The sequence below is a fragment of the Fulvimarina thalattae genome (genome assembly GCF_040239565.1).
GTDB lineage: Bacteria > Pseudomonadota > Alphaproteobacteria > Rhizobiales > Rhizobiaceae > Fulvimarina.
This window is the reverse complement of sequence record NZ_JBEHWS010000003.1, coordinates 259880-275517: the sequence shown is the minus strand read 5'-3', so window position 1 is coordinate 275517 and position 15638 is coordinate 259880. Positions and strand designations below refer to the sequence as shown.

The 15638-nt window shown below is 62.9% G+C and carries 13 protein-coding genes; 12 read left to right on the top strand and 1 reads right to left on the bottom strand.

What is annotated here, in order from left to right:
- Positions 1-139 precede the first annotated feature (139 nt).
- The gene (locus ABRA89_RS06015; RefSeq protein WP_349940542.1) at positions 140-2206 is read left to right on the top strand and encodes a M3 family metallopeptidase; all 2067 of its coding nucleotides are present in this window, start codon (positions 140-142) and stop codon (positions 2204-2206) included.
- 16 nt (positions 2207-2222) lie between these two features.
- Here the strand turns inward: ABRA89_RS06015 and ABRA89_RS06010 are convergent, their stop codons facing one another.
- Complete coding sequence (locus ABRA89_RS06010) at positions 2223-2921, bottom strand: GntR family transcriptional regulator (RefSeq protein WP_349940541.1); 699 nt, start codon at positions 2919-2921, stop codon at positions 2223-2225.
- 161 nt (positions 2922-3082) lie between these two features.
- On the opposite strand from ABRA89_RS06010, the gene ABRA89_RS06005 reads away from it, so the two are divergent.
- From ABRA89_RS06005 to mmsA, 11 genes are all read left to right on the top strand, one after another.
- The gene (locus ABRA89_RS06005) at positions 3083-4288 is read left to right on the top strand and encodes a CaiB/BaiF CoA transferase family protein (protein WP_349940540.1); all 1206 of its coding nucleotides are present in this window, start codon (positions 3083-3085) and stop codon (positions 4286-4288) included.
- 51 nt (positions 4289-4339) lie between these two features.
- Complete coding sequence (locus tag ABRA89_RS06000; RefSeq protein WP_349940539.1) at positions 4340-5638, top strand: TRAP transporter large permease; 1299 nt, start codon at positions 4340-4342, stop codon at positions 5636-5638.
- 21 nt (positions 5639-5659) lie between these two features.
- Positions 5660-6697 carry a TRAP transporter substrate-binding protein gene (locus tag ABRA89_RS05995; RefSeq protein ID WP_349940538.1) on the top strand — a complete coding sequence of 346 codons (1038 nt, stop codon included), beginning with the start codon at positions 5660-5662 and terminating at the stop codon, positions 6695-6697.
- A 205-nt stretch (positions 6698-6902) separates the two neighbouring features.
- Positions 6903-7412 carry a TRAP transporter small permease gene (locus ABRA89_RS05990; RefSeq protein ID WP_349940537.1) on the top strand — a complete coding sequence of 170 codons (510 nt, stop codon included), beginning with the start codon at positions 6903-6905 and terminating at the stop codon, positions 7410-7412.
- Positions 7405-9360, top strand: a complete 1956-nt coding sequence (locus ABRA89_RS05985; RefSeq protein ID WP_349940536.1) for an aconitate hydratase — start codon at positions 7405-7407, stop codon at positions 9358-9360. Before ABRA89_RS05990 ends, ABRA89_RS05985 begins: the two co-directional genes overlap by 8 nt.
- A complete protein-coding gene (locus ABRA89_RS05980) occupies positions 9357-10274 on the top strand; it encodes a hydroxymethylglutaryl-CoA lyase (RefSeq protein ID WP_349940535.1) in 918 nt (305 codons plus the stop codon). Before ABRA89_RS05985 ends, ABRA89_RS05980 begins: the two co-directional genes overlap by 4 nt.
- 140 nt (positions 10275-10414) lie before the next feature.
- Positions 10415-11347 (top strand): 2-dehydro-3-deoxygalactonokinase, encoded by a 933-nt coding sequence (locus tag ABRA89_RS05975; RefSeq protein WP_349940534.1) that lies wholly within the window; start codon positions 10415-10417, stop codon positions 11345-11347.
- An 11-nt stretch (positions 11348-11358) separates the two neighbouring features.
- Positions 11359-11964, top strand: a complete 606-nt coding sequence (locus ABRA89_RS05970; protein WP_349940533.1) for a 2-dehydro-3-deoxy-6-phosphogalactonate aldolase — start codon at positions 11359-11361, stop codon at positions 11962-11964.
- A gap of 101 nt (positions 11965-12065) precedes the next feature.
- A complete protein-coding gene (locus tag ABRA89_RS05965) occupies positions 12066-12860 on the top strand; it encodes a FadR/GntR family transcriptional regulator (RefSeq protein WP_349940532.1) in 795 nt (264 codons plus the stop codon).
- A gap of 25 nt (positions 12861-12885) precedes the next feature.
- Complete coding sequence (gene chvE, locus ABRA89_RS05960) at positions 12886-13962, top strand: multiple monosaccharide ABC transporter substrate-binding protein (RefSeq protein ID WP_463671254.1); 1077 nt, start codon at positions 12886-12888, stop codon at positions 13960-13962.
- 96 nt (positions 13963-14058) lie between these two features.
- Complete coding sequence (gene mmsA / locus ABRA89_RS05955) at positions 14059-15594, top strand: multiple monosaccharide ABC transporter ATP-binding protein (RefSeq protein ID WP_349940531.1); 1536 nt, start codon at positions 14059-14061, stop codon at positions 15592-15594.
- The last annotated feature ends 44 nt before the right edge of the window (positions 15595-15638 follow it).

Sequence of the window (15638 nt, the reverse complement as noted above, 5' to 3'; positions counted from 1 at the left end):
CGGCACGGGGCCGTGGGGAACTCGTAACAAATGCAATATCAACTGACATTTTCTCTGTGAAGCCTGTTTCCCACGTTAAGGTTAGAAAGTGCGAGGTCGCCTTTAAGGGCGCTGCGCGCAAAAAGAGCGGATTTCGTTCATGAGTGAATATAAATCGTCCCGTCAGCACGACATGGCCCAGGATGAGGAGCGTCTTCGCCATCTCCTTTCGCTGACGACGTCGCGAGACGCCAAGCGATTCGAAGAGGCCTTCCTTGGTGCGATCTCGGTTCACTCAGAGGAGATCGCGGCAATCGTGAAGAGGCCCGATGCGGCCGATTTCTCTAATACGATCATCGCCTTGGAAGAATCCGGCAACGCGCTTTCGGAGATCTCCCGCGCTTTTGCCGTTATCGCAGGGACTTCGACTACGCCGGAAATTCAGGCGCTTGAGCGGTCGATCTATCCGCGATTGTCGCGCCATTTTTCCGCGATCTCGCTGGATCCCGAACTTTTCGCTCGGGTGGAAGCGGTTGCGACCAATGGAGGAGAGATGAAGCAAATCTCTCCACAGGCCCGACGGCTCACCGAACGAACTTTCAAGCGCATGGCGCGCTCGGGCGCCAAGCTCGACGACGGGCAGCGCGCGCGGCTTGCCGATATAGAAGCGCGGCTTTCGGAACTCTTCACAGCCTTCGCGCAGAACATTCTCGCCGACGAAAACGACTGGTTCCTCGAACTAACGGAAGACGGCCTTGCTGGCCTGCCGGCCTGGCTGGTCTCCTCCCTTCGCAGCGCCGGATCGGAGCGCGGAAAGGACGGGCCAGTCCTCACCCTGTCGCGCTCGCTGATCGTGCCCTTTCTTCAACAGAGTGAGCGTGCCGACCTGCGTGCGACCGCTTTCAAGGCGTGGAGTCAGCGCGGCGAAAACGACGGGCTGTCCGACAATCGCCCTATCATGGCCGAGATTCTCAAGCTGCGAGGCGAGAAGGCCAAGCTCCTCGGTTTCGATACCTACGCCGCCTTCAAGCTGGACGACCAGATGGCGAAGTCGCCGGACCGGGTCCGCGACCTTTTGATGCGCGTCTGGGAGCCGGCGCGGGCTCGCGCCGAAGCCGATGCAGTGATCCTGCAAACGATCGCCGGGGAGGACGGCGTCAATCGCCCGCTCGCGCCATCCGACTGGCGTTACTATTCCGAGAAACGCCGCAAGGCAGAGCTCGATTTCGACGAGACCGCGCTCAAGCCGTACTTCTCGCTGGATCGCATGATCGCGGCGACCTTCGATGTCGCGAACCGGCTGTTCGGCCTGACTTTCGAGCCCATCGACGATCTTTCTGTCTGGAACGACGATGTTCGCGCCTGGAAAGTGCGGCGCGCCGACGGAACGCTACAGGGCTTCTTTCTTGGCGATTATTTCGCCCGGTCAGGCAAGCGGTCGGGCGCATGGATGAGTGTTCTGCGCCCCCAGCACAAGATGGGCGAGGGGCAGACTCCCGTCGTCTATAATGTCTGCAATTTCTCCAAGCCGAATGCGGGCGAGCCGGCGCTGCTGTCGCTGACCGATGCGACGACGCTCTTCCACGAATTCGGTCATGCGCTGCACGGCCTCCTGTCCGATGTCGACTATCCGAGCCTTTCGGGGACGTCCGTCTCGCGCGATTTCGTCGAACTGCCCTCGCAGCTCTTCGAGCACTGGCTGACGGTGCCGGAGATTCTCGACCGGCATGCCACCCATATCGATACCGGCGAGCCGATGCCGAGCGAACTCGTCGGCAAGCTGCTGGCGGCGCGCAAACTCGATGCGGGCTTCGATACGGTCGAATACACCGCCTCTGCCATCGTCGATCTCGATCTGCACGAGAAGGCCGGCGACGAGCCGAAACCACTCGAAACAGAACGCCAGACCTTGCGCGAGCTGGGCATGCCGGAGGCAATCGTGATGCGCCACCGGACGCCGCACTTCGCCCACGTCTTCTCGGGCGAGGGATATTCTGCCGGTTATTACAGCTATCTTTGGTCGGAAGTTCTGGACTCGGACGCCTTCGAGGCCTTTGGCGAAGCGGGTGATCCGTTTCACGCCGAAACCGCAGAGCGGCTCCTCCGCCATGTCTATTCGGCTGGCGACAGCGAGGATGCAGACGCCCTTTATCGCAGCTTCCGTGGACGCGAGCCCGATCCGGCCGCGCTGATGCGCAAGCGGGGCTTTTCGGACAAGGCGGCCTGACCGGTTGGTCAGACCGCTATCGGCTGCATTCTCCCGCTTCGACCGAGCTTACAAGTGAATTTCGGCCGGCAAGGATATGCGCGCGCATCACGGCCTCCGCCCAATGGACGTCGCGCGAGCGAATGGCATCGAGGAGCTTGCGATGTTCATGGAAGCTTCGGCCGATCTCGCCGGGTGAAAAGCTCGTATAGGTGTTGATCAGGAAGCCGATATCCATGAGCCGGCTTGCGGATTCCGTCAGTGTCGCATTTCGCGAGGCGTCGAGAATGCGCTGGTGAAACGCCTTGTTGAGCAGCGACAGGTTCTCGATGCTCTCGCTCGACCGGACATCTGCCTCTTCAAACCCGGCCTCCATTTCATCCTGAAGGCGCTCGAGTTCATCGAGATCGGCGCTCGTCCGCAATTGCGCCGCGAGGCCCGCGGCCGCGCTCTCCAGAAGGGCCCTGACATCGTAGATGTCGGCGATCTCCCTCATCGAGCGCTGTCTGACGACCGTGCCGGAGCGCGGGGTCATGTCCACGAAGCCGTCGCCCGCCAACCGCACGATCGCCGATCTGACCGGGGTCCGGCTCGCGCCGAAACGTTCCGCCAGCAGTTCTTCCGTCAAACGCTCGCCGGGGCGCAGCTTGCCGATGAGAATGTTTTGCCGGATTTCCTCATAGACCCGGTCCGCCGCCCGCAATCCGGGCTTCCCGTCTTCTCCCTTGGCCGACATCTCGAAACCTCATTGGATACAATAACAGGAGGATTGCGGTTATAAACTGTCGATTGCTTGACGAATTGGATACAATAGGTTTCACTTTCGGCAAAGAGGCAAATGCCGCCGCTTCAACGGCGGAGGGGATGTGGGAGCGTCCCCGCCAGGGAGGAGCATGAATGAGCGCATCCGCGCGGAAACCGCTCGACGGTATCAAAGTGCTGGAAATGGGCCAGCTGATCGCGGGCCCGTTCTGCGGCCAGCTTCTGGCCGATTTCGGCGCGGAGGTCGTCAAGGTTGAGCCTCCGAAATCAGGCGATGCCATGCGCCAGTGGGGCCAGGCCGACGAGGAGGGTCGCCCGCTTTGGTGGCCCGTCATCGCTCGCGGCAAGAAGTCGATCACCCTCAATCTGCGGGAGAAGGCGGCGCAGGACGTAGTCCGCGAACTTGCCCGCGAGGCGGATATCCTCGTCGAGAACTTCCGCGTCGGGCGTATGGAGGAGTGGGGCCTCGGCTACGAAGCACTGAAAGAGATCAATCCGCGCCTCATCATGGTTCGCGTCACCGGCTTCGGCCAGACCGGGCCCTACCGCGAGCGTGCCGGCTTTGCCTCCGTCTGCGAGGCGATGGGCGGTATGCGCTATATCGCGGGCTACCCCGATCGTCCGCCCGTGCGTGCCGGCATCTCGATCGGCGACACGCTTGCCGGCCAGAGCGGCTTCCAAGGCGCATTGCTTGCGCTCCAGCATCGAAACGTTACGGGGCAGGGCCAGATGGTCGACGCCTCGATCTTCGAAGCAGTACTCTCCGTCATGGAAGCGGTCGTCACCGAATACGACAAGGGCGGCCATATACGCCAGCGCTCGGGCAGCTTCCTGCCGGGCATCGCGCCCTCCAACGCCTATCCGACAGCGGAAGACCAGTCCGTCATCATCGGCGCCAATCAGGACAGCCTGTTCCAGCGCCTCTGTAAGGTGATGGGCCAACCCGAACTTGCCACCGATGAGCGCTATGCGACCCATCGTGCGCGCGGCCGCAACCAGGCAGAGATCGACGGGATCATCGGCGAGTGGACCGCGCAGCATAAGGCGACGGATATCGTCGACATGCTCTCCGATGCGGGCGTACCCGCGGGGCTCACCTATCGCGCGCCGGACATGCTGGACGATCCGCACTTTCAGGCGCGGGAATCGATCACTCGCATCGAGGACCCGGACCTCGGCCCGACGGCTATGCAGAACGTCTTCCCGAAACTTTCAGAATCGCCGGGCGGCATCGCCCATACCGGTCCCAAGCTCGGTGAGCACACGGATGCGGTCCTGAGGGATTGGCTCGGCTACGACGAAAGCGCCATTGAACGTTTGAGGTCGACGAATGTCGTCTGATTGTCAGTTCATCTACTCGAAGACCGCCACCCACCCGAAGGAGAGCGATCGATGATCGAGCCTATCATCGTCGTCCTCATCCTGCTCGGGCTGATCGCGCTCGGCGCGCCGATCTTTCTGGCGCTCGGCGCAGCGGGCCTCACCGGCCTTTACATGGCGCGCGGGTCGATGGCCTTCTTCTTCGGCCCCACCTCGCTGTTTGGCCAGCTGAATTCGTTCGAACTCCTGGCCCTCCCGCTCTTTGTGCTGATGGGCGCCTTCCTTGCCGCGACGCCGGTGGGGGCAAACCTCTTCAAGGCAGCCGTTATCTGGCTGCAATGGCTGCGCGGCGGCCTCGCCATCTCCACCGTCGGCGCGTCGGCGGTCTTCGGGGCGGTCAGCGGAGTTTCGATCGCCGGCGTCGCCGCCGTCGGGTCGATCGCCGTGCCGCAGATGCTGGAGCGCGGTTATTCCCGCCAGCTTGCCGCCGGCAGCGTCGTGGCGTCTGGCGCCCTCGCCATGCTCATCCCGCCGAGCGTGCCGCTCATTATATATGGCGCGGTGTCCTCGGTCTCGGTCGCCGATCTCTTCATCGGCGGCATCGTCCCAGGAATCGCGCTCGCGCTGGCGCTATCCGTATACATCTATATCCGCGCGCGTCTCAATCCGGAGGAAGCGCCGCAGTCCGAACAGATCGACTATTCTTGGGGTGACAGGCTGAGGGCGCTCGGCGGGATCTGGCACGCCGTACTCCTCATCGTCGTCGTTCTGGGCGCAATCTATTCCGGCATCGCGACACCCAGCGAGGCGGCCGCCTTCGGCGCGGTTGGCTCCTTCCTCGTCGCTGTCGGCATCTTCCGATGCCTGGATTTCAAGGGCGTCGTCCGCGTCGTCGGCCAGAGCGCGCGCATTTCCGGCGCCATCCTCATCATCATGGGCTGCGCGCGCATCTTCGGCGACTACCTGAACCTCGTGCGCGTGCCGGACTCGATCACCAGCCTCCTCATCGGCACCGACCTGCCGCCCGAGGTGATCCTCATGCTGATCATGCTGATCCTCGTCGGGCTCGGCATGCTGGTCGACGCCGTCTCGCTCATCGTCGTGACGACGCCGATCCTTCTGCCTCTCATCACGACGCTCGGCTATGACCCGCTCTGGTTCGGCATCATTCTCGTGATGAATCTCGAGATCGCGGTCATCACGCCGCCGGTCGGGCTCAATCTCTACACCCTCAAGGCTGTGGCGCCGATGCTGAAGATCGAGGAGATCGTCCGCTCGGTGCTACCCTTCGTGGTCATCCAGTTCCTGATGCTGGCACTCTTCGTTCTGGTGCCTTCCATCAGCCTCTGGCTGCCCAATCTCATGCGATAAACCAATGGGAGGAAAGACAAAATGAACATCAACAGACGTTCCGTTCTCGCGGGCACCGCCGCCCTTTCGGCCGGTGCCGCCTTCGGCCTTTCGAGCGTGCCGGCACGGGCCCAGACGACCCTCACGGGCGTCACCTATCTGCCGCCGTCCTACGCCGATCTCGCCTATGGCTCGCAGGGCTTCGTCGACTTCGTCAACGATAACCACGGCGATGCCGTCACGATCGATTTCTACGATTCCGGCCGTCTCCTGTCGGCGGACGAGCAGCTGCCGGCGCTGCGCTCCGGCAATATCGACTTCATGTTCCACACGACGAGCTACATCACCCGATCCCTGCCGATCCTCGGCATCACCGGTCTGCCGGGTGTCGTGGGGCCGCTCTATGAAAACCCGGACCGCCTGAAGCGCGGTTCGCCGCTCTTCGAACTCGTCAACACCGAACTCCAGAAGCAGGGCCTCACCTGCCTCAGCCTCGGCGGCGGCATCATGGAGCCGGAATATATCTGGTCGGCGGGCGATCCGGGTATCCGCGACCTCGACGCGATCGACGGCAAGAAGATCCGCGTCGTGTCCTTCGAGGCGACGAAGGCGATCGAGGATTTCGGCGGCGCGGCCGTGCGTATACCGTCATCCGAACTCTATCTCGCTCTCCAGCGCGGCACTGTCGACGCGGCGGTCGCCAACATCTCCACCATCAACGGCCGTTCCATTCAGGAACAGGTCAAACAGGTCTACCGGGTTCCGGTCACGGCCTTCGGCATCGGCATCTTCGTCCAGACCGAGCGCTGGGAGGCAATGGATTCGGCTATCAAGGACGCGATGATGGCCGGCGTCGAGTGGTTCGACGAGCACAGCGCCGAAGAGGCCAATGTCGAATACTACGAGAAGCAGTACTGGCCGAAGTTCAAGGAGGGTGGACTGGAAGTGGTCGAGCCGGATCAGGCGGCTCTCGACCGCTTCGCCGAGGTGAGCGCGAACGTGCGCGAAGCCTGGACCCAGGAAGTGGGCGAGGAAGTCGGCCAGAAGGCCATCGCACTCGCAATGGGCGAAGGCGCGTAAGACGTTTTGAGATTGGGTGTGGGGCTTCGGCTCCTCACCCCGCCTCCCCAATGTCGTCATCCTCGGCCTCCGGGCCGAGGAGCCAGTCGAACTCTCGGCTCGCTTCGGCGCACGACGCCTCTGGATTGTCGGGACGGAGCCCGAGAACGACGGTGCTGCGGGATAGGAAGCGGAAGAGTAACCTGACAAGCAGGATGTCAAACCCATGAAATCGGCCCTTTTCAAACCGATCGATGCCATCTCCTGGGTGCTGCAGGTGGGCGGCGTGATCGCGCTCGCCTTCATGGCCCTGACGGTTAGCTACGACGCTCTGATGCGCTACATTTTTGCGGCACCGACCTCGTGGAGCCTGGAGATCAACTCCTTTCTCGTCGTCTATCTGGCGCTGATGACGGCCGCCGATGTCGAGCGGCGCGGCGAGCACATCGGGATCACGCTCTTGCGCGACAGTATGAACCCGAAAGGCAAGCGCGTTCTGACCTTCATCGTGAGCATTGTCGGGATCACTCTTTGCGCGATCCTCGCCTGGCGCGGCTGGCTGATGACCCACGACGCCTGGATCTACAACGAGCGCGTCTCTTCTGCCTTCGGGACGCCGAACTGGATCCCCTACGCCATGCTGCCGATCGGCTTCACCATGCTCGGCCTGCAATTCATGCTGAACCTCTTCAGGCCGCAGAAAGACAATCAGGATGGAGCCCCAGCCGTTGTCTGACAATCTCGCGACGAAGCTGCTGAAGCGCCATCTCGTCTCGGGCGAGTTGAAAGCCGGCACCGAGATCGCGCTCAACATGGAGCAGGCGCTGCTGCAGGACGTCCTCGGTACGCTGGTGATGCTCGAACTCGAAGCCATGGGCGTCGAGCGTGTCGTCATTAATCCGTCCGTCCAATATATCGATCATGGCCTTGTCCAGTCCGACGAGATCGCCGCCGACTCGCACCTATTCCTCAAGAGCGCATGCGAGCGCTTCGGCGTCATCTATTCCGGCCCGGGAAACGGCATCAGCCATCCGGTGCATATGGAGCGGTTTGGCGTGCCCGGCGCCTCGCTCATCGGCTCGGACAGCCACACTGTGGCGGCCGGTTCCCTCGGCATGCTGGCGATCGGGGCCGGGGGCGTCGAAGTGGCGCTCGCCATGGCCGGCGAACCCTTCTACATTTCCTGTCCGAAGGTTTTCGGCGTAGAGCTGACCGGCAAACTGCCGGACTGGGTCTCCGCCAAGGACATCATCCTCGAAATGCTGCGCCGGCACGGCACTTCGGGCGGCACCAACTGCATCATTGAATATTACGGCGACGGGCTGAAGAACCTCTCCGCGATGGACCGCCACGTCATCGCGAATATGGGCGCCGAACTCGGCGCGACGACGAGCGTCTTCCCGAGCGACGAGGCCGTGGAGCGTTTCCTGAAAGCTCGGGGCCGTGGCGATGATTTCAAGCCGCTCTCACGCGACGATGGCTGTACCTACGATCGGCACGACACGATCGACCTGTCGGGCCTTGTACCGCTGATCGCCAAGCCCCAGAGCCCCGGCAATGTGGTTCCGGTTTCGGAGATCGCGGGTGAGCCGGTCTATCAGTCCTATATCGGCTCTTCGGCCAATCCGGGCTATCGCGATTTCGCGATGGTGGCCGACATGGTTGCGGGCCAGCGGGCAGCCGAGGGCGTGTCTCTCGACATCAATCCGTCATCCCGGCAGGCGCTTCAAACCCTTGTTTCGGAGGGCAAGCTCGGCTTGCTGATCGCCTCCGGCGCGCGGCTCCATCAAGCGGGCTGCAATGGCTGCATCGGCATGGGGCAGGCTCCGGCGACGGGGCGAAATTCGATCCGCACCGTGCCGCGTAACTTCCCCGGCCGCTCCGGCACGCGGGAAGATTCGGTCTTCCTCGCCAGTCCGGAGACCTGCGCGGCATCCGCTCTTTCCGGCGTTATCACCGACCCTCGGACGCTCGACATGGCCTATCCGCAGGTCTTGGAGCCGGACGAGATGCCGATGAACATCGCCGGCTTCGTCTTTCCGGATCGCAACCAGCGGCCGCAACTCTACCGCACCAGGCACACGCCCTCGCTGCCTGGTTTCGACGCCTATCCCGATCGCATCGAGGTGCCGGTGCTTCTCTCGCTCGGCGACGATGTCTCGACCGACGACATTATCCCGGCCGGACAGCTCCTTCCGATCTGGTCGAACGTCTTTGCCACCGCCGAACACGCCTTCGAGCAAGTTGACGACACCTACTCGGAGCGCGCAAAAGCAGCCGAAGCCGGGCATGCTATCGTCGCGCGCAAGAATTACGGCCAGGGCTCCAGCCGCGAGAACGCGGCCCTTGTGCCCCGCATCATGGGGCTGCGCGTGGTGGTCGCGGAAAGCTTCGCGCGCATCCACTGGCAGAACCTGTCGAGCTTCGGCGTTCTCCCGCTCGTCTTCGACTGCGAGATCCCGGTCATGAAGACCGGCGACGTGATCGCCATCAATGACGTCCGCGGGCAGATCGAGGCCGGTCCGCAGGTGAAGGCGACCGTCCGGCGCGAGGACGGTTCGACCGAAGAACTGAACCTTCGTCACGATCTCACACCGAGACAGGTTGAGATCATGGAACTCGGCGGCGTCATCAACTGGATCGCCAGGCGCCGCGACAACTCGATCGAAAAGGGCGCGGCATGAGCAAAGCGCAATCCGGCACCGTCACCTTACTCGAGGTCGCTCCGCGCGACGGATTCCAGTCGATCTCCGATCCGCTGCTGACCGACCAGAAGATTTCGATCATCGAGGATCTCGTCGCGGCGGGCGTCACGCGCATGGAGCTCGGCTCCTTCGTCAGCCCGAAGGCAATCCCGCAGATGGGAGACATGAAGGAAATCGCTGCGCATTTCAAAGGCCGGACCGGCTGCCGCATGTCCGTTCTCGTGCCGAACGCCAAAGGCGCGAGCCTCGCCCTCGAAGCCGGCTATCCCGATCTCGTTTTCGTGGTCTCGGTTTCCGAGGCGCACAACAAGAACAATGTTCGCCAGACAGTGGCTCAGTCGTTCGATCAGCTCCGTGCCATCGTATCCGAAGCCGGAAATGATGGCTCCGGCCTGCGCGTGGATCTTGCCACTTCATTCGACTGCCCGTTCAATGGCACGGTGCCCCTCGACGATGTGCGCCGCGTCTTCGCCGAGGCGCTGTCGATCGCGCCGAAGGCCGAGTTCGCCCTTTGCGACACGACGGGCCGCGCCGATCCGATGACAGTCGCCAGGCGCTTCGAGACAGTGATGGCGGACGGACCCGACGACGCCGTCTGGGCCTTCCACGGCCACGACACGTTCGGCATGGGCGTTGCCAACGCGCTCTACGCCTACACTGTCGGCGTCTCGATCATCGAAGGCGCGGCGGCTGGGCTGGGGGGCTGTCCCTTCGCGCCCGGTGCGACCGGCAACACGGCGACCGAGGACCTTCACTTCGCCTTCGAACAGGGCGGTATTACCACCGGCATCGATCGCGAAAAGCTGTTGAAGGCCGCAGACCGCATCGCCGATCTGCCCGGCGGCAAGACCGCAAGCCATCTTCGCATCGTCCCTCGCCAACGCGCCGCCTGATATTCGAAGACGGCACGGCTCCGCACCGCGACGTGCAAGAGCGCGGGCGATCGTCTATGCCTCGTTTCCGCTTCGATCTATTCGAGCGGAGATCGGAATTCAGGTGCAGGTGAATGGCGGACGTGGCGAACGATCAATCGATGGACGAAGTCAGTCCGAGCGGGCCAGCTCCGGCCAAAACCGTCTGGGTCGCGGTCGATTGGGGCACAACAAATCTTCGCCTCTGGCTGATGGGGACGGACGATCAGGTGCTCGACCACCGCACTTCGAATCGCGGTATGGGGTCTCTCCAGAAAGACCAGTTCGAAACCGTCCTGACCGATCTTCTCGCCGACGTCCTGCCTGAGGACGGGTCCCTGCCGGTGGTCTGCTGCGGCATGGTCGGCGCGCGTCAGGGTTGGGTCGAGGCGCCCTATGCCGCCTGTCCGTGCAGCCCGTCCGGCACTAGTCAGGCCGTGACATTTGAGGCCGCGGACAGGCGCCTCGCGGTCAACATCCTGCCGGGCGTGAAACAGATCGACCCGCCGGACGTGATGCGTGGGGAGGAGACCCAGATCGCGGGTCTTCTCGCAGACTCGCCCGAGTTCGAGGGCGCAGTCTGTCTGCCCGGCACTCATTCCAAATGGGCGAAGATCGCGAGCGGTCGTATTGAAACCTTCCGCACTTTCATGACCGGCGAACTCTTCGCGCTCATGTCCAAACAGTCGATCCTGCGTCATTCAGTGGGAGTCGACGGGTTAGACGAAGCGGCATTCTCCGAGGCCGTATCGCATGTGCTTCGGCAGCCCTCCGCGCTCACGGGCGAATTCTTCTCGATCCGCGCCGCCTCGCTCCTCACCGATGCGAACCCCGATGCCGCGCGCGCCCGTCTCTCCGGTCTCCTAATCGGCGCCGAACTCGCCGCCGCTCGCTCGTTCTGGGAAGAGGGCGAGACGGTGATCATCGGCGAAAGCGCGCTTGCGAGGGCCTATCGCGGCGCGCTCGATCTCGCGGGAGGCACCGTTCGCACCGTACCCGGAGACGAACTGACACTGGCCGGCCTCACCGCCGCCTATCGAAACCTGAAACGTTAAAGGCTCGACGGATGAACAGGGAAATCATCGCCATCCTGCGCGGTATCAAGCCGGACGAGGCCGAAGCCGTGCTCGACATTCTTCTGGAAGCCGGCATCACAAAGATCGAGGTGCCGCTCAATTCGCCGAAACCCTTCGAGAGCATCGCGACGATGGTGAAGCGAGCGGGCGATGCCGCGATCGTCGGCGCCGGCACCGTGCTCGATGTCGAAGCCGTCGCCGAACTCTCGGCGATCGACGCCAAGATGGTTGTCTCGCCGGACGCCTTCCCGGATGTGATCCGCGCCACCAAGGACGCCGGCATGCTCTCCTATCCAGGTGTCTTCACGGCGAGCGAATCGTTTTCCGCACTCCGGGCCGGCGCCGATGGTCTGAAGTTCTTTCCGGCCTTCAAGCTCGGCACGGATGGCTTCGCCGCACTCTCCGCCGTCCTTCCGTCCAACACGAAAACCTACGCCGTCGGCGGCGTCGGCCCTGCCGATTTCAAGGCTTGGCGCGATGTCGGCATCACCGGTTTCGGCATGGGAACGGCGATCTACAAGCCCGGAATGAGCCCCTCGGACGTCGCGGATCGGGCGAAGGAGATCGTCGCCGCCTATGACGCGGCTTTTGGTTAATCATCACACAAATAAGCGAACAGCCCCCGCGAACACTCTTGAACAGCCTCTCGTCTTCTGTAATGGTATGATTATTGAACTCGGGTGGGAGGCTCGTGTCGATGTCGAGCCCAGCTCGCAAGACAAGCAGAACGGCGGATCTCGCCGGAGAATACGGCAGGCGGATCACCGCCGGCATCCTCAAACCCGGCGACAACCTGCCGGTTGAGGGTCAGCTCGCTACCGAATGGGGCGTGTCGCGCACCGTCGTCCGTGAGGCCATGCGGCTTCTCGCGGCCAAGGGCCTGCTTCGCGTTGGCCCGAAAGTGGGTACGCGCGTCCTTCCCTTCGACGAATGGAACATGCTCGATGCCGACGTGATGGCTTGGCATCTCCTTGCCGACGAGCGGCGCACATTCGTCGAATCGCTCTACGAAATGCGGCTGATCAACGAGCCGGTGGCCGCCCGCATGGCCGCCGCGCGGATCGGTGCCGCCGACAAGGCACGTCTCGGCGAGGCTCTCGAAGCGATGGGGCGTCACCCGCGTGGCTCGGACGCGTTGATCGCCGCCGATCTCGCCTTCCATCGTATCATTCTCGAAGCGACGAGCAATCCGATCCTGCGCTCTCTTGGCGCGATGATCGAGAAGAGCCTGTCCATCTCGTTCTCGCTTTCCTGGCGCCAGAATCCGCAGGAGGAAACCCTGCGCCAGCACAAGCGTGTCTCAGACGCGATCATCGCAGGCGACGGCGAGGCGGCCGAACTGTTCATGCGCCGCCTCATCGAAAGCGCCTTCGACGACGTGACAACCGCGCTCTACGCGGAAGACCAGACCCACACTGCCATGAACGATACCTGGAAGGATCGCGCACAGGCTGGTGAGAAAACCGCATCCGCCCCGGTGGCGGGTGCATGACAGTTCATCCAAGGGAGGAAACTCGATGAAATTCATGAAGACACTGACGCTCGCCGCAGCCGCGGTCGGCATCCTGGCGGCGCAGCCGTCCGCGACCTTTGCGCAGGACAAGGGCACGGTCGGCATCGCGATGCCGACGAAGTCCTCGGCCCGCTGGATCGACGACGGCAACAACATGGTCAAGCAGTTCGAGGAAGCCGGTTACGGCGCCGATCTGCAATATGCCGAAGACGATATCCCGAACCAGCTCTCCCAGGTGGAGAACATGATCACCAAGGGCGTCGGCGCGCTGGTGATCGCGGCGATCGACGGCACGACGCTCTCCAACGCGCTGGCCAACGCCGCTGCATCCGGCATTCCGGTCATCGCCTATGACCGCCTGATCCGCGATTCCGGTGATGTCGACTACTATGCCACCTTCGACAACTTCCAGGTCGGCGTCCTTCAGGGCGAGTCGCTCGTGTCGGGTCTCGAAGAGCGCTTCCCAGATGCCGAGACATGGAACGTCGAACTCTTCGGCGGCTCGCCGGACGACAACAACGCCTACTTCTTCTACGACGGTGCGATGAGCGTGCTCCAGCCGCTGATCGACGAGGGCAAGATCGCCATCCCGTCCGGCCAGATGGGAATGGACACGGTGGGCACCCTACGCTGGGACGGCTCGGTCGCCCAGGCCCGCATGGATAACCTCCTCTCGGCGAACTACACCGGCGACAATCAGGTCCACGGCGTCCTCTCGCCTTATGACGGCCTGTCGATCGGCATCATCTCCTCGGTGAAGGGCGTCGGCTATGGCTCGGGCGATCTGACCATGCCGATCATCACCGGCCAGGATGCCGAAGTGCCTTCGGTCAAGGCGATCCAGCGCGGCGACCAGTATTCGACGATCTTCAAGGACACCCGCAAGCTCGCGGAAGTCACCGTCTCCATGGTCGAGGCCGTGCTCAACGACGGCGAGCCGGAGATCAACGACACCGAGACCTATGACAACGGCGTCAAGACGGTCCCGTCCTACCTTCTGAAGCCCGAGCTCGTGACCAAAGAGAACATTGAGTCGATGCTCGTCGAATCCGGTTACTACACGGCCGATCAGCTGCAATAATCCCTCCCGGGACGAGGGGCGGTGCCTTAGCGTGCCGCCTCTCAAACCAATCAGACCATCGACCCTTTCCGGTACCAGCCGCGAGCCAGACAATCCATGCAGCCCATTCTCGAAATGCGGGGCATCACCAAGACCTTCCCCGGCGTGAAAGCGCTCGACGACGTGTCCATGAAGGTCGCCGAAGGCGAGATTCATGCGCTCTGCGGGGAGAACGGTGCCGGCAAGTCGACCCTCATGAAGGTGCTCTCGGGCATCTATCCGCACGGCTCCTACGAGGGCGAGATCGTCTTCCGCGGCGAGGAGTGCAAGTTCTCCGGAATCCGCGATTCAGAAAGCCTCGGCATCATCATCATCCATCAGGAGCTGGCGCTGATCCCGCTCCTGTCGATCGCCGAGAACATCTTTCTCGGCAACGAACGCGCCAAGCGGGGCGTCGTCGACTGGAAGCGCACCTTCGAGCGCACGGGCGAGCTTCTGAAGCGCGTCGGCCTCAAGGAAAGCCCGCAGGAGCTTGTGACCAATCTCGGTCTCGGTAAGCAGCAGCTCGTCGAGATCGCCAAGGCTCTCTCGAAGGAGGTGAAGCTTCTCATCCTCGACGAGCCGACCTCCTCGCTCAACGAGAAGGACTCCCAGGCCCTGCTCGACCTGCTGCTCGAATTCAAGCAGCGCGGCATCGCCTCGATCATGATCTCGCACAAGCTGAACGAGATCGCGAAGATCGCCGATTCCATCACGGTCCTGCGCGACGGCGCGGCGGTCTCGACGCTCGACTGTTCGGGCGGCAACGTCTCGGAGGATGATATCATCCGCGACATGGTGGGCCGCTCGCTCGACGACCGCTTCCCGCCGCGCGAACCGAAGATCGGCGAGACGATCTTCGAGGTAAGGAACTGGACGGCGACCCATCCGCAGCATTCGAGCCGCAAGGTGGTGAAGGATGTGTCCTTCAACGTGCGCTCAGGCGAAGTCGTCGGCATCGCCGGCCTGATGGGGGCAGGGCGCACGGAACTTGCCATGAGCCTGTTCGGCCGGTCCTACGGAAACTACGTCTCCGGCGAGGTTCTCCTTCACGGCAAGCCGGTGGACACGTCGACGGTCGGCCGGGCGATCGATGCCGGCATCTGCTACGTCACCGAGGATCGCAAGGGCTATGGGCTCGTCCTCGACGAGACTATCCGGCGCAATGTGCCGCTCGCCAATCTGCCGGGTATCGCCAATGGCGGCATCGTCGTCAGCGATCGCAAGGAGGCGAAGGTCGCCAACGACTATCGCGACCGGCTGCGCATCAAATCGTCGTCGATCGCTCAGGAGACGATCAATCTCTCCGGTGGCAACCAGCAGAAGGTGGTTCTCGCCAAATGGCTCTTTGCCGGGCCCGAGGTTCTCATCCTCGACGAGCCGACGCGCGGCATCGATGTCGGGGCGAAATACGAAATCTACTCGATCATCGGCGAGCTTGCCGCCCAGGGCAAGGCCGTCGTCGTGATCTCGTCGGAAATGCCCGAACTGCTCGGCATCTCCGACCGCATCTACGTTATGAACGAAGGGCGCTTCGTCGGCGAGATGCCGACGTCCGAAGCATCTCAGGAAAAGATCATGGCGGCCATCATCCGGTCGTCAGGCAAGGCGTAGGGCGCGGGGGCTGAAACCGACGCCGACGCCGTTGCATCCCAAGG

Coding starts and splice junctions, on each gene's coding strand:
- ABRA89_RS06000 (WP_349940539.1), top strand. CDS start 4,340: ATGATCGAGCCTATCATCGTCGTCCTCATCCTGCTCGGGCTGATCGCG.
- ABRA89_RS05995 (WP_349940538.1), top strand. CDS start 5,660: ATGAACATCAACAGACGTTCCGTTCTCGCGGGCACCGCCGCCCTTTCG.
- ABRA89_RS06005 (WP_349940540.1), top strand. CDS start 3,083: ATGAGCGCATCCGCGCGGAAACCGCTCGACGGTATCAAAGTGCTGGAA.
- ABRA89_RS05970 (WP_349940533.1), top strand. CDS start 11,359: ATGAACAGGGAAATCATCGCCATCCTGCGCGGTATCAAGCCGGACGAG.
- ABRA89_RS06010 (WP_349940541.1), bottom strand. CDS start 2,921: ATGTCGGCCAAGGGAGAAGACGGGAAGCCCGGATTGCGGGCGGCGGAC.
- ABRA89_RS05980 (WP_349940535.1), top strand. CDS start 9,357: ATGAGCAAAGCGCAATCCGGCACCGTCACCTTACTCGAGGTCGCTCCG.
- ABRA89_RS05975 (WP_349940534.1), top strand. CDS start 10,415: ATGGACGAAGTCAGTCCGAGCGGGCCAGCTCCGGCCAAAACCGTCTGG.
- ABRA89_RS05965 (WP_349940532.1), top strand. CDS start 12,066: ATGTCGAGCCCAGCTCGCAAGACAAGCAGAACGGCGGATCTCGCCGGA.
- ABRA89_RS06015 (WP_349940542.1), top strand. CDS start 140: ATGAGTGAATATAAATCGTCCCGTCAGCACGACATGGCCCAGGATGAG.
- ABRA89_RS05990 (WP_349940537.1), top strand. CDS start 6,903: ATGAAATCGGCCCTTTTCAAACCGATCGATGCCATCTCCTGGGTGCTG.
- mmsA (WP_349940531.1), top strand. CDS start 14,059: ATGCAGCCCATTCTCGAAATGCGGGGCATCACCAAGACCTTCCCCGGC.
- chvE (WP_463671254.1), top strand. CDS start 12,886: ATGAAATTCATGAAGACACTGACGCTCGCCGCAGCCGCGGTCGGCATC.